At 58.3% G+C, this 13,127-nt stretch carries 12 protein-coding genes and 1 pseudogene; 10 read left to right on the top strand and 3 right to left on the bottom strand.

All coding sequences use genetic code 11. From position 1 onward, the window contains the following. Nucleotides 1-5 precede the first annotated feature (5 nt). The 8 genes from pepP (at nucleotide 6) to G403_RS0106550 (ending at nucleotide 8,357) form a co-directional block, all read left to right on the top strand. Nucleotides 6-1,322: a Xaa-Pro aminopeptidase gene (pepP, locus tag G403_RS0106585; protein ID WP_027853292.1), complete on the top strand. Its 1,317-nt coding sequence runs from the start codon at nucleotides 6-8 to the stop codon at nucleotides 1,320-1,322. Between the two features lie 2 nt (nucleotides 1,323-1,324). Next, nucleotides 1,325-2,581 carry a 2-octaprenyl-6-methoxyphenyl hydroxylase gene (gene ubiH / locus G403_RS0106580; RefSeq protein ID WP_027853291.1) on the top strand — a complete coding sequence of 419 codons (1,257 nt, stop codon included), beginning with the start codon at nucleotides 1,325-1,327 and terminating at the stop codon, nucleotides 2,579-2,581. A 26-nt stretch (nucleotides 2,582-2,607) separates the two neighbouring features. Further along, nucleotides 2,608-3,894 carry a UbiH/UbiF/VisC/COQ6 family ubiquinone biosynthesis hydroxylase gene (locus G403_RS0106575; RefSeq protein ID WP_027853290.1) on the top strand — a complete coding sequence of 429 codons (1,287 nt, stop codon included), beginning with the start codon at nucleotides 2,608-2,610 and terminating at the stop codon, nucleotides 3,892-3,894. Between the two features lie 112 nt (nucleotides 3,895-4,006). After that, nucleotides 4,007-5,110 carry a glycine cleavage system aminomethyltransferase GcvT gene (gcvT, locus tag G403_RS0106570; protein WP_027853289.1) on the top strand — a complete coding sequence of 368 codons (1,104 nt, stop codon included), beginning with the start codon at nucleotides 4,007-4,009 and terminating at the stop codon, nucleotides 5,108-5,110. Nucleotides 5,111-5,133: 23 nt separating this feature from the next. Continuing rightward, nucleotides 5,134-5,523 (top strand): glycine cleavage system protein GcvH, encoded by a 390-nt coding sequence (gene gcvH / locus G403_RS0106565; RefSeq protein ID WP_027853288.1) that lies wholly within the window; start codon nucleotides 5,134-5,136, stop codon nucleotides 5,521-5,523. Between the two features lie 63 nt (nucleotides 5,524-5,586). Next, complete coding sequence (locus G403_RS0106560) at nucleotides 5,587-6,783, top strand: class I SAM-dependent rRNA methyltransferase (protein WP_027853287.1); 1,197 nt, start codon at nucleotides 5,587-5,589, stop codon at nucleotides 6,781-6,783. Between the two features lie 33 nt (nucleotides 6,784-6,816). Continuing rightward, nucleotides 6,817-7,854, top strand: coding sequence for an NADP(H)-dependent aldo-keto reductase (locus G403_RS0106555; protein ID WP_027853286.1), 1,038 nt, complete (start codon nucleotides 6,817-6,819; stop codon nucleotides 7,852-7,854). A gap of 86 nt (nucleotides 7,855-7,940) precedes the next feature. Then, a complete protein-coding gene (locus tag G403_RS0106550; protein ID WP_036232869.1) occupies nucleotides 7,941-8,357 on the top strand; it encodes a CBS domain-containing protein in 417 nt (138 codons plus the stop codon). On the opposite strand, the gene G403_RS0106545 is transcribed toward G403_RS0106550, so the two are convergent. Continuing rightward, a complete protein-coding gene (locus G403_RS0106545; protein ID WP_027853284.1) occupies nucleotides 8,358-9,014 on the bottom strand; it encodes a histidinol-phosphatase in 657 nt (218 codons plus the stop codon). It lies immediately after the preceding gene. Between the two features lie 188 nt (nucleotides 9,015-9,202). Between G403_RS0106545 and G403_RS0106540 the strand changes: the two genes are divergently transcribed. Both G403_RS0106540 and ptsP read left to right on the top strand, forming a co-directional pair. Next, entirely contained in the window at nucleotides 9,203-9,697 is a 495-nt protein-coding gene (locus G403_RS0106540; protein WP_027853283.1) for an RNA pyrophosphohydrolase, read from the top strand. 29 nt (nucleotides 9,698-9,726) lie between these two features. Continuing rightward, a complete protein-coding gene (gene ptsP, locus G403_RS0106535) occupies nucleotides 9,727-12,021 on the top strand; it encodes a phosphoenolpyruvate--protein phosphotransferase (RefSeq protein WP_027853282.1) in 2,295 nt (764 codons plus the stop codon). On the opposite strand, the gene G403_RS0106530 is transcribed toward ptsP, so the two are convergent. Both G403_RS0106530 and G403_RS25455 read right to left on the bottom strand, forming a co-directional pair. Next, on the bottom strand, nucleotides 12,018-12,779 hold the full coding sequence (locus G403_RS0106530) for an NRDE family protein (RefSeq protein WP_027853281.1): 762 nt from the start codon (nucleotides 12,777-12,779) through the stop codon (nucleotides 12,018-12,020). The genes ptsP and G403_RS0106530 overlap by 4 nt on opposite strands. Nucleotides 12,780-12,849: 70 nt before the next feature. Beyond that, nucleotides 12,850-13,127: pseudogene (locus tag G403_RS25455) on the bottom strand (IS4 family transposase); the annotation flags it as partial.

The raw sequence follows: 13,127 nt of genomic DNA, 5'->3' as shown, positions 1-13,127 counted from the left end.
ACGCCATGCGAATAAGCCCGCAAACCTATGCCGCAAGACGTCGGCGCCTGCTCGAACAGCTCCCTGAAGGAAGCGTGGCGCTGGTAGCCGGCTCGACACTGGTGAACCGTAACCGGGATGCCGAGTATCCGTTTCGCCAGAACAGCGATTTCTATTACCTGACCGGTTTTGATGAGCCAGATGCGCTGCTGGTGCTCAAGCCCGGTCGTGCTGAGGGTGAAACCGTTTTGTTCTGTCCGCCACGGGATCCGGATATGGAGATCTGGACCGGGTACCGGGCCGGTCCCGAAGGCTGCGTAGAGCGCTATGGGGCGGATCAGGCGTTTGTACTTGCCGAGCTTGACGAACAGGTACCGCAATTGCTGGACGGTTCCCGCCGTCTCTATTACGCGCTGGGCAGTGACGAAACGCTGGATAACCGGGTGCGTGGCTGGCTCAACGCGGTTCGAGCCAAGGCACGTCAGGGAGCAGAGGCTCCGGAAGAACTGGTATTGCTGGATAACCTGTTGCATGAAATGCGCCTGTTCAAAGAGTCAGAAGAGCTGGATGTGATGCGGGCTGCGGCGCGTATCTCTGCGGCAGCGCATGTGGAAGCGATGCTGTACGCACACCCCGGTGTTCATGAATATGAGCTTGAGGCCAAGATCCTGAGCCATTGCATGGGTGAGGGTGCTCGCCACCAGGCTTACAGCCCCATCGTCGGCGGCGGCGCGAATGGCTGCATACTGCACTATATCGAAAATAATGCGCCGATTGATGATGGCTCGCTGGTGCTGATCGATGCGGGGTGTGAGCTGGACTGCTATGCCAGTGATATCACACGCACCTTTCCGGTCAATGGCCGCTTCAGCCCGGAGCAGCGGGCTCTCTATGAGCTGGTACTTAAAACCAACGAAGCCTGTATCGCACTTATCCGACCCGGCTTGCCCTGGAACGAGGTTCATGACCTGTCGGTGCGTCTGCTGACCGAAGGCCTGGTCGAGCTGGGGTTGCTCGAGGGTGAACCGGAAAAACTGATCGAAGAGGGGGCTTACCGTACCTTCTATATGCATCGTATCGGGCATTGGCTGGGTATGGATGTGCATGATGTGGGTAACTACAAAGTGGCTGGCAACTGGAGGCCGCTGGAACCCGGGATGGTCATGACGGTCGAGCCGGGTATCTATGTCTCTCCGCACAACGAATCGGTTGAACCCCGCTGGCGTGGTATCGGTATCCGGATCGAGGATGATGTGGTCGTCACGGAGCAGGGCTGCGAGGTTTTAACCGCCGATGTGCCAAAGTCTGCCGAGGCGATCGAGGCGCTGATGAACCGGAACTGAAGATGACAACTGACTATGATCTGTTGATCGTCGGCGGCGGCATGGTGGGCGCAAGCTTGGCCTGCGCACTGCTGCCGGTGGCGCAAACCCTGAATCTGAAGGTCGCCGTCGTGGAAACCGAGGCGCCGCCCGGGCCGGGTGAGCCTGTTTTTCAGCCCAGCTACGATACGCGCTCCACGGCGTTGGCGTATGGCGTTCGAGCGGCGTTTGAGCGAATGGGACTTTGGGATACGCTGGCGGAGCATCTCACGCCGATAGACCATATCCATGTATCGGATCGGGGGCATTTTGGCGCGACCCGGCTCAATGCTCAGCGAGAACAGGTTCCGGCGCTGGGCTATGTGGTGGAGAATCACTGGCTGGGTCAGGTTTTGCTCAGCCGGCTTGGCCGTGATGGGGCGCCCTGGGTTGAATTTATCGCCCCGGCTGAAGTTGTGGATCTGGATAACCGTTCCGATGGGTGTACGGCGGTCCTGAATGAGGAGGGGCGTGAACGCCAGGTCAGAGCGGGGCTGGTTGTTCTCGCTGATGGCGGCCGGTCGGCCCTGCGTGAGCGATTGGGAATCGGCTACAGTCAGAGCAGCTATGATCAACATGCCCTGGTGGCCAACGTCAGCCTGGATCGCCCCCACGCAGGGGTGGCCTACGAACGGTTTACCGATACCGGGCCTATTGCTTTACTGCCCGGCGAAGACCTGGATGGCCAGGCGCGCTGTGGGCTGGTGTGGACATTGCCGGAGGATCAGGTCGAAGAGGTGCTGGCGTTGAGTGATCAGGCGTTCCTCGACCGCCTCCAGCAACGGTTTGGATACCGAGCCGGACGTTTTATCCGGGTCGGCGAGCGTTTCCACTACCCCTTAAAACTCGTGCTTGCTCAAGAGCAGGTGCGCGCCGGACTAGTGGTGCTGGGTAATGCCGCCCATGCACTGCACCCTATCGCCGGGCAGGGGTTCAATCTGGCATTTCGTGGTGTTACCGCGCTGGCCGATTTGATAATCGAACGTCGTCATCAGGGCCTTCCCTTGGGTGATCTGCACGCCCTGCAGGCGTTTGAGGCGGCGCGCCGGGGCGATCAATTCAGAACCATTCAGTTCAGTGATCTGACCATGAAACTGTTCACCCATGAGCGGCCGGGCCTCGCGCTGTTGCGGGATGTCGGGCTCAATGCGCTGGAGTGCTGCCCGCTGGCGAAAACACTCCTGACCCGGGCCGCGATGGGGTTAAGTGAACCGGCACCGCGATTGCGGGTATCGGATTGAAGTAGGTAAGGCAGGAGAGCGGTTCCATGGATCAGCAGTCGGTAAGTGGGCAGGATGTCATCATTGTGGGTGGCGGCATGGTCGGTGTCGCCCTGGGCTGCGCGTTGGCATCATCGGGTCTGCGGATTCGTATACTTGAGTCGCGTACCGATCAGCCCTTGGAGCTGATTGAGCGCTTGCCGGAGTTGAGCAGGCTAGGGTTTGATTCGCGGGTCAGCGCGTTGACCTGTGCCTCGCAGCAGTTTCTGACTTACCTTGACGCCTGGCCCCGGATGGTTGAGGCGCGCGTTTCGCCCTATACCGATATGGAGGTTTGGGATGGGCAGGGACGTGGCTCGATCCATTTCAGTGCGGTCGAGCTGCATGAGCCCTGCCTGGGCCATATTGTTGAGAACCGGGTGACACTGGCCGCGCTTTATCAGGTGATGGCGGGGCATGGCAACATCATTTTCGAGCCGGGGATTCACATTGAAACCGTCAGTGCCGCGGATAGTGTAGGGCACCATACGCTTAAACTCAGCGATGGACGCGAGTTGACCACCGCTTTGCTGGTGGGCGCGGATGGTGCTCATTCACGTATCCGCGCTTTGACCGGCATGGGGACAACGGAATGGGATTATGGTCACCATGCGATTGTGACCACCATCACCACGGAGCATCCTCATCAGGACACCTGCTGGCAGCGTTTTACCGAAGACGGCCCACTGGCGTTGCTGCCTCTTTCTGAACCAGGCGGCCATACCCTGTCTATTGTCTGGTCCACCTCTCCGGGGCATGCGCGGGAGCTGATGTCCCTGGGCGATGACGCGTTCTGTCAGGCGTTGACCCGCGCCTTTGAAGCGCGATTGGGCGAGGTGTTGACCGCGGATCGGCGCTATATGCACCCGCTTCGTCAGCGCCATGCTCAGCAGTATGTCAAGCCTGGCCTGGCGCTGGTGGGGGATGCTGCGCACACCATTCATCCGTTGGCTGGGCAGGGGGTCAACCTGGGGCTGCTGGATGCTGCAGCGCTGGCCGAGGTTATCATTGATGCGGTCAAGCGGGGCGAGGCACCGGGGGATGAGTCGGTCTTAAGTCGTTTTCAGCGGATGCGGCGCTCGGATAATCTTCAGACAGCGGCTGCCATGGAAACCTTTAGGCGTCTCTTCGATGACTGGCCGGCACCGGTGAAGCTGCTGCGATCAGCGGGCATGGGGTTTATGGATCGTCTGTCACCGGTGAAGCAGCACCTGATGATGATGGCGATGGGGTTGCGAGGTGATATCCCCCGTTTCGCCCGTCGACCCTCGCCCGTAAAGGCCAAAATCGGCTAAAGATTGAACTGCCCGGTATTTGCCGATACATTGTCATCCCTTTTTTCCGGGCATCCGGTCCGCCGCATCAAGGTAAGTAGCGGGGCGGCTGTCAAAGATGACGGAAGCGCTGATGGCAAAAACAACTCCTCTCCATGATCAGCACTTGGCGCTGGGCGCCAAAATGGTCGACTTCAGTGGCTGGGATATGCCGTTACATTATGGCTCTCAGGTTGAGGAGCATCATCAGGTGCGCCGTGAGGCTGGCGTATTTGATGTCTCCCACATGACCATTGTCGATGTCTCTGGCCCTGATGCACGCAGCTACCTGCGCCATCTGCTTGCCAACGATGTGGCGCGGCTGGATACCCAGGGTCGGGCGCTCTACAGTCCGATGCTGAATGAGCATGGCGGTGTGATTGATGATCTGATCGTTTATCTGATGACTGAGCCGGGCGTCACGGGCGAGTGGTATCGAGTCGTCGTCAATTGCGCTACGCGGGATAATGACCTGAGCTGGATGGCGGATTGCGCCGTACGCTTCGATGTGTCCCTGGCCGAGCAGCCTGATCTGGCCATGATTGCTGTTCAGGGCCCCAAAGCGCGCCAGTTGGCCGCTTCCGTGCTCAGCGAGTCCCGGGCGCGCCTAATCGGTCAGCTGAAAGTGTTTCAGGGGCAGGAGTCCGAGGGCTGGTTTATCGCCCGCACCGGCTACACCGGCGAGGATGGCCTGGAGGTGATGATACCTGAGGAGGAAGCACTCACTTTTTTTCAGGCTCTGGTCGATGCCGGTGTGCGGCCCTGTGGGCTGGGAGCACGGGATACCCTCCGACTGGAAGCGGGCCTGAATCTCTACGGTTCCGATATGGATGAAACGGTGACCCCGTTGCAGAGCAATATGGGTTGGACTGTTGCCTGGGAGCCCCAGGAGCGAAGTTTTATTGGCCGGGAGGCGCTGGAGCGGCAGCGCGATGGCGGTGTGCCGTCTAAACTGGTGGGACTGGTGTTGGAGCAGCGTGGCGTGTTACGCGCGCACCAGACCGTTGTGGTCGATGGGCTCGGCGAGGGTGAAATCACCAGCGGTACGTTCTCCCCCACGCTGGGTTACTCCATCGCGCTGGCTCGGGTACCAGCCGCTGCGGATGCCGAAGCCAGCGTTCTGGTGCGGGGTAAGACGCTGCCCGTAAAGATTGTCAGGCCCCCGTTTGTGCGCAAAGGTGCCCAGGGTCATTCCTGAATTTAAAAGCAAGGATCTAAAAAATGAGCAATATCCCCAGTGAACTGAAATACGCGGCGAGCCATGAGTGGGTTCGAGACGAAGGAGAGGGTGTCGTTTCAATCGGTATCAGTGACCACGCTCAGGACCTGCTCGGGGATGTGGTGTTCGTGGAGTTGCCGGATCTGGACGCCGACGTGTCGGCGGGCGATGAAGCGGGTGTGGTGGAGTCGGTAAAGGCGGCCTCCGATCTTTACGCGCCGGTCAGCGGCAAGGTGATTGCGATCAATGAAGAACTGGAGGACGCGCCCGAACTGGTCAATAGTGATCCATACGGCGACGGCTGGTTTTTCAAGGTGAAGTTGAGCGACCCGGCTGAGCTGGAAGCGTTGCTCGATGCTGATACCTACGCCTCGCACTGCGAAGAAGACTAAGCCCTCCACTCTGACCCGCTTTGGCGTGCGCCGAGGCGGGTTCTATCGTTCGAAAAAGTGATTATGACACTCAAACCTCTGGTGCTTCAGGCCAACGCCGACCGCCGTCTGCGTGCAGGCCATCTTTGGATCTATAGCAACGAAGTCGACAACGGCCGATCGCCGCTAAAAAGCTTTGAACCTGGTGAGCAGGTGGAGGTGATCAATGCCCGAGGCAAGTCCCTGGGGTTGGCATACGTAAACCCCAATACGCTTATCTGCGGCCGCTTGATCGGTCGCAGCACAGAGCATCCGTTGGACCGATCGCTGCTGGTACACAGGCTTAAAGTGGCGGCCTCACTGCGCGATGCGCACTTCGATCAGCCTTGCTACCGCTTGGTATATGGAGACTCGGACGGTCTGCCAGGGCTGGTGATCGATCGCTTCTATGATACTTTTGTGGTGCAGATAGCCACTGCCGGGATGGATCGTGTACAGCCGCTGGTCATCGAGGCACTCAATAAGGTCTTCAAGCCCGCTGCAATCGTCCTGCGTAACGACGGTAAGATGCGTGCTGTAGAAGGACTCGAAACCTACGTGGAAGTGGTGCAGGGCGAAGTGCCTGAGCTGACCCGCCTTACAGAGAACGGTGTCGAGTTGCTGGCGCCGGTACTCACCGGACAGAAGACCGGCTGGTTTTATGATCACCGGGAAAACCGGGCGCGGATGCAGCGGATGGTCAAAGGCAAGCGTGTGCTGGATCTGTTCAGCTATGTGGGTGGTTGGGGCGCACAGGCGCTGGCTGCCGGTGCTGAAGAGGTATCCTGTGTCGATGCGTCGGCTGGCGCACTGGAAGTGGCCGCCGAAAATGCGAGGCTTAATGACGGCGCATCTCGTTTCCGGGCTTTGCAGGGTGATGCGTTTGATTTGTGTAAGGCGATGGTGGCCGAGCGTGAACGCTACGATGTGGTGATCGTTGATCCCCCTGCCTTTATCCAGAAACGCAAGGATATCCGTAATGGTGAGCGCGCCTATGGACGTATCAACAACTTCGCCATGCGCCTTTTGGCCCGCGATGGTGTGTTGATATCGGCCTCTTGCTCAATGCACCTGCAGCGCGACCGGCTGGTGGACTTGCTGCGTGCAAACAGCCGGGAGCTTGATCGCAGCGCGCAGATCTTCGCCCAGGGGTACCAGGGGGCCGACCATCCGATCCATCCGGCCATACCGGAAACCGAATACCTGAAAGCCTATTTTTTGCGCGTTTTACCTGCCAGTTAATCACCATTTGCAAAACCAAGGAGTGACTTGAGTATGGAATACAAAACGCTGGGCCGGTCCGACCTGTGCGTCAGTCGAATCTCTCTCGGAACGATGACCTTTGGTCGCACTAATACGGAAGCGGAAGCCTTCGAGCAGATGGACTATGCGCTCGCACAGGGGGTTAACCTGTTCGACGCGGCGGAGATGTATCCGGTACCCACGGACCCAGAGTATCAAGGTAACACCGAGCGCTATATCGGTAACTGGATGAAAGCGCGAGGGATGCGTGAGCAAGTCGTGTTGGCAACCAAGGCGGCAGGCCCCGGAGATCAGGTCAGCTACATTCGCCCTGATCTTCATTTCGACCGGGTAAATCTGCGCCAGGCGGTGGAGGATTCTCTGACCCGCCTGCAGACCGATTACATCGATCTTTACCAGCTGCACTGGCCCGACCGCAGTACCAATATGTTTGGTCGCTTGGGTTACGAGCATCAGCCCGAGAAAGATGGCACACCGATACTGGAAACGCTCCAGGTGCTCCAGGAGCTTGTGGACGAGGGTAAAATACGTCATATCGGCCTCTCCAACGAGACGGCCTGGGGCACGATGAAGTTTCTGCAACTGGCAGAGCTGCATGATCTGCCACGTGTGGTTTCGGTCCAGAACCCCTATAACCTGTTGAACCGCTCACTGGAAGTAGGTCTGGCCGAAGTGTTGCTGCGCGAACAGGTGGATCTTCTGGCGTACTCGCCCCTGGCTTTTGGCGTGCTGAGTGGCAAATACCTCGGCGGTGCCCAGCCGGCGGGCTCACGTTTGGTCGAATTCCCTCAGTTTGCTCGTTATATGACTGAATCTGGCATAGCAGCGACAGAGGCCTATGTGGCACTGGCGCAGAAAGTGGGGCTGGATCCAGCCATGCTGGCGCAGGCGTTTGTGAATACCCGTGACTTCCTCGGTGCCAACATTATCGGTGCGACGCGCATGGAGCAGCTCAAGGCGAATATTGCATCGGTAGAGCTCAGGCTTGAGGAGAGTGTCATGGCCGAGATCGAGGCGATTCACACGCGCTACACCTATCCCTGTCCCTGATCAAAAATTTATCTCGACGTACAGGCAAAAGCGACGATCCTCTGCCAAACTTTTTACGAAAAGAATGAGAAAGAGAGGAAAGTCGCATGCTACATCAGAAACAGGTGCGTGACCTGATGCTCCCGGTCGCGCATCCGCTCACTGCCGATATGGCACTATCCGAAGCGGTGGAGTTGATACTGGTTTCCGGCCAGCTGGGCCTACCAGTGGTCGATGGTCGTCGGGCTGTGGTGGGTTTTCTGTCCGAGCACGACTGCCTTCGCTACCTGGTCAGTAGCAGCTATTACTGTGACAGTCGGATCCAAGTCAAGGATATCATGCACGCGGAGCCACTCTGCGTTTCCCCGGGCGACAGTGTTATCGACCTGGCCCAGCAGATGAGCCAGGCCAAACCTAAAAATTACCCGGTGGTCGAGCAGGGCCGTTTAGTCGGTATGATCACTCGCCGCCAGGTTATGACGGAGCTGAACCGAACGCTGCGGGACTGCAAAGTGGCGATCTGATCAGCGGCGCAGGTCCAGTATCGGCCAGCTTCGCTGCTGGGCGATCTGGGTCAGGCGCTCGTCCGGGTTAACGGCAACCGGGTTATCAACCCGCTCGAGCAGCGGCAGATCGTTGCAGGAGTCGCTGTAAAAGCTACTGCCTTCGAGAGTGTACCCGGTCTGATTCAGCCACTGCTCAAGCCGGGTTACCTTGCCCTCCTGGAAGCAGGGGGTGCCGCTGACGCGACCGGTATAGCGGTCTCCGAGTTGTTCAGGGTCGGTGGCAAGCAGGCCGTCTACCCCCAGACGTTGGGCAATGGGTTCGGTGACAAAGCGGTTGGTCGCCGTGATAATCAACAGATATTCGCCGCGCTCACGGTGGCTGTCCAAAAGCTGCTGCGCCTTGGGGAGCATCATCGGTTCAATGCATTCGCGCATGAACTCGTCATGCCATTGAGAGAGCTGCTCAGGCGTGTGGTTTGCCAGCGGGCGCAGGGCGAAATTAAGAAACTCATGGATATCCAGCGTGCCGTTCTGATACTGCCGGAAAAAGTGATCGTTGGCCGCCCGGTATTCAGCTTCGTCAACAATTCCTCGATGGCATAGAAACTCGCCCCAGGCATGATCGCTGTCGCCGTTGAGCAGGGTGTTATCGAGATCGAAAATGGCCAAACGCACGGGGATGTTGCTCCAAACAGTATGATAGGGCGGATAGGATACAGTGCCTGAGGTGGGCTGCGCCAGCATACCGGTGGGAGGAACCTATCAGACAGTAAGGGGTCGGAGCTGATTGGTGTGGCTATTTGCCAAACAGAGGAACTGTGGAACAATAGATTCATATTATTAAAGTTATTCGGGACAAAAATGTGATCGATTCAGACGGGTTCAGGCCGAATGTAGGTATCATTCTGGTCAACGCGCTGGGTCAGGTACTTTGGGCAAGGCGCATCGGGCAGGATGCCTGGCAGTTTCCACAGGGCGGTATTCAGGGACGCGAAACGCCCGAGCAGGCAATGTTTCGAGAGCTGAAGGAGGAGATCGGGTTATCGCCGGGCGATGTGGAGGTTCTCGCGGTGACACGGGGTTGGTTGCGTTACCGTTTGCCCAAACGCATGATCCGCCGCCATTCGCACCCAGTGTGCGTAGGCCAGAAGCAAAAATGGTTCTTGTTGCGTATGCTCAGTCATGACAGTGCAGTGAGAATCGACGAGACTGACAAGCCAGAGTTTGATGGATGGCGTTGGGTCAGTTACTGGTACCCTCTCGGACAGGTAGTATCCTTTAAGCGAGAGGTGTATCGAAAAGCATTACGAGAATTATCGCCGAAGCTGGTGCGTTTGCAGCCGGTTTCAGAGCGTTAGACAGGGGCATACATCACATGGCGGCGACGATGTTGAGCGTTCTGCGCAAAATCGTACAGGAGGTGAGCACGGCTCCGGATCTGGATTCGGTGCTCGACCTTACCGTTCGTCGCATCCAGCGGGCCATGCATACCCAGGTCTGTTCAATCTATCTGCTTGATACCATTTCGCAGCGTTATGTATTGATGGCGACCCAGGGGCTGAATGTTGAAGCCGTCGGACAGGTGAGTCTCTCACCCACCGAAGGGGTTGTCGGTCTGGTGGGGCAGCGCGCTGAACCGTTAAACCTGGAAGACGCGTCGGTACACCCTTCCTATATTTATCTCAAATCCACCGGTGAAGAGCGCTATCACGCGTTTTTGGGTGTGCCGATCATCCATCAGGGTGAAGTGCTCGGTGTATTGGTTGTCCAGCAAAACGAGCGGCGCCGTTTCGATGAGTCGGAAGAGGCCTTCCTCGTTACCGTGTCAGCGCAGCTGGCAGGCGTCATCGCTCACGCTGAGGCCACAGGCTCGATTCAGCCGGTGGGCAACAACGTGGAAAACGGCGGCGAGCGCTTCGCTCAGGATCGCCGCTTTTCCGGTGTGGCCGGAGCGCCCGGCGTGGCCATCGGCCAGGTCTTTGTCGCGACGCTGCCCGCTGATCTGGAAACGGTGCCGGACAAGCCCGCCAAGGATGTCGATAAGGAGCTGGAACGGTTTAATACCGCGCTGGAGGCGGTTCGCAGTGATATCCGGGCGGTCAGTCGTAATCTGGCGCAGCGGTTGCGCAGTGACGAACAGGCCTTGTTCGATGTCTATCTCCGGATGCTGGAGGACAATGCGCTGGCCGGACAGGTGGCGGATCGGATTCGTGCCGGTAACTGGGCTCAGGGCGCGCTCCGCGAGGTGGTTGCGGAACATGTGCGCGAGTTCTCGGCCATGGATGATGCCTATCTGCGTGAGCGAGCCACCGATATCCGTGATCTGGGGCGCCGGGTTCTGAGTCATCTGCAGGAAAATGTGAACTCTCAGGATGTGGAGTATCCGGATAAAACCATTCTGGTGGCGGATGATCTGTCGCCCGCCATGTTAGGGCTGGTGCCGGAGGATAAGCTGGTGGGCCTGGTATCGGTCAGTGGCTCAGGGAACTCCCATGCCGCCATTTTGGCCCGCTCCATGGGCATCCCGACGGCCATGGGGGTGGTGGATCTCCCGTTTACTCGCCTGGAAGGGCGGGAAGTCATTCTCGACGGCTATACCGGCCGTGTTTACGTCAACCCATCCGATGATCTCAAAAACGCTTTTGGAGAGATCCTGCGCGAAGAGCAGATGATTGCCGCCGGGCTCGAAACCCTGCGTGATCTGCCGGCACAGACCACGGATGGTTACCGGATGCCGCTCTGGGTTAATACCGGTTTGGTCAGCGATGTGGAGCGCTCGCTGGAGCGGGGGGCCGAGGGTATCGGTCTGTACCGGACCGAGATTCCGTTTATGACCCGCGACTTCTTTCCCAGTGAGCAGGAGCAGTTACAGATCTATCGGCGTCAGCTCGAGGCCTTTGCGCCGCGTCCGGTCACCATGCGAACGCTCGATGTGGGGGGGGATAAGGCTTTACCTTACTTCCCCATCGAAGAGGATAACCCCTTCCTGGGGTGGCGAGGTATCCGGGTGACCCTGGATCATCCCGAGATCTTCCTGGTTCAGGTGCGTGCCATGCTGCGTGCTGCCTTGGGCTTCGGCAACCTGCGAATCATGCTGCCGATGGTCACCAGCATGCATGAGATCGAGGAGGCCAGTAAGCAGATTGATCGTGCTGTGCGTGAGCTGCAGGAGGAGGGGCTGGATGTGGAGCGACCGCCTGTCGGTGTGATGGTGGAGGTGCCGGCGGCGGTGTATCTGACGCGGCGCTTTGCACGCAAGGTGGACTTTATTTCGGTGGGCTCCAACGACCTGACTCAATACCTGCTCGCGGTGGATCGCAATAATCCGCGTGTGGCCGGGCTCTATGCACCCTACCACCCGGCAGTGCTGAGAGTGTTGCATTTTGTGGCTCAGGAAGCGCGCAAGGAGCATAAGCCGGTATCGATCTGTGGTGAAATGGCGGCCGACCCAGGCGGTGCGCTGCTGTTGATGGCGATGGGGTATGACGTACTGTCGATGAACTCCAATAACCTACCCAAGGTAAAATCCGCTATCCGTGGGACCAGTCTTGCCAAGGCCAATACGCTCTTACAGCGCGTGATGCGTATGGATGACGCTGAAGCCATTCATGAGTATCTGCGCACATCGCTTAAGGATATGGGGCTGGGCAATCTGACCCGGCCTGTGCTGCCCGGGCGTTAATTCCAGCCCAGCGGTGGCAGATCGAGTCGATAGCTTGCACGGCCGGTTGTGCCCAGTGCGTCCTGTTGTACCTCTTCGATCAATGTCTCCCCCTCATTGTTTTGCAGTATCAGCGTGCGTGCCCGGGTGCCGTATCCGGGGCTGCGAATAAAGCAGCGCGAGAGGAGCCGCTCACGCTCCAGCGAAATCCCGGTGGCGGGCAGCTCGCTGTCCGGAGCCGTACGTTCATCCAGTAACAATTCAAGTAGAGACTCGGGCGTGGTGTCTGCGCGCCCTAATGCCTGCTCCAACGCCTGTTGAAGATTGCGCTGTTTGGGCCAGCTGCTTTCGAGCAGGCCGTTGCTTAATGTATGAATACCCGGTCCCAGTCTCTGAGTATGACCACCCCGGTTGCTGTGATAGAAGATTCCGCTGTGGTCGGCGCAAAGCAGGTTGTAGCCTGATTCAATGCGAGGGTCGGGCGTAAACTGCGCGGCAGGCTGGGTCCCGAGGAGAAAATCGGTGGGGAGCGTTCCCCGGGAGCGGGAATACGGAAAGCTACGTCCGCCTTCACGGTAGTTTGTGACCGCAGAAAACCGGCCGGATCTGGAAAGCGCCAGCCAGGTGCCGCCGGCTAACAGGTCTCGTCCCCCAATCAGGGGTGCGTCTGGCCAGAAGCCAAGATGGCGGGTTGGGCGATCATAAAACTCATCCCGGTTGGCCAGCACCACAAGTGGCCACTTAGGGTGGGTTTTCAGCGCAATGGCGATCAGGCACACAGTTATCTCCGCTATTCAGCTGTGTCAGAAAACCCTACTATAGGCCACTGCTGTCCCATAGTTTTTTTGATCATAAAGGGATCCTCATTTGAGGGTCCCTTTTTTGTGGCTCGGGTGGAGGAGGATTGAGCAGCGCCCAAAGGGGAATGCGTTCGAACAAGCTCACCTGAAGAGTTCGCATAATGCGTTGTACACTCCAGCCTTGCCGCGCACTATGGCGAGCAAACGAGAGCAGCAGATAGCAGATCATGGCGATCCAGATCTGCGTCAACACTGCATTTTTACTGTGACCTAAAAACGCCTTTATCTTCAGGTTCTGCTTGAGCGCTTTGAAGAAGAGCTCCACCT

Source organism: Marinobacterium litorale DSM 23545, from assembly GCF_000428985.1.
Lineage (GTDB): Bacteria > Pseudomonadota > Gammaproteobacteria > Pseudomonadales > Balneatricaceae > Marinobacterium_D > Marinobacterium_D litorale.
The sequence above is the reverse complement of the archived record's forward strand: the minus strand, read 5'-3'. Positions and strand labels throughout refer to the sequence as shown.

Coding starts and splice junctions, on each gene's coding strand:
- pepP (WP_027853292.1), top strand. CDS start 6: ATGCGAATAAGCCCGCAAACCTATGCCGCAAGACGTCGGCGCCTGCTC.
- ubiH (WP_027853291.1), top strand. CDS start 1,325: ATGACAACTGACTATGATCTGTTGATCGTCGGCGGCGGCATGGTGGGC.
- G403_RS0106575 (WP_027853290.1), top strand. CDS start 2,608: ATGGATCAGCAGTCGGTAAGTGGGCAGGATGTCATCATTGTGGGTGGC.
- gcvT (WP_027853289.1), top strand. CDS start 4,007: ATGGCAAAAACAACTCCTCTCCATGATCAGCACTTGGCGCTGGGCGCC.
- gcvH (WP_027853288.1), top strand. CDS start 5,134: ATGAGCAATATCCCCAGTGAACTGAAATACGCGGCGAGCCATGAGTGG.
- G403_RS0106560 (WP_027853287.1), top strand. CDS start 5,587: ATGACACTCAAACCTCTGGTGCTTCAGGCCAACGCCGACCGCCGTCTG.
- G403_RS0106555 (WP_027853286.1), top strand. CDS start 6,817: ATGGAATACAAAACGCTGGGCCGGTCCGACCTGTGCGTCAGTCGAATC.
- G403_RS0106550 (WP_036232869.1), top strand. CDS start 7,941: ATGCTACATCAGAAACAGGTGCGTGACCTGATGCTCCCGGTCGCGCAT.
- ptsP (WP_027853282.1), top strand. CDS start 9,727: ATGTTGAGCGTTCTGCGCAAAATCGTACAGGAGGTGAGCACGGCTCCG.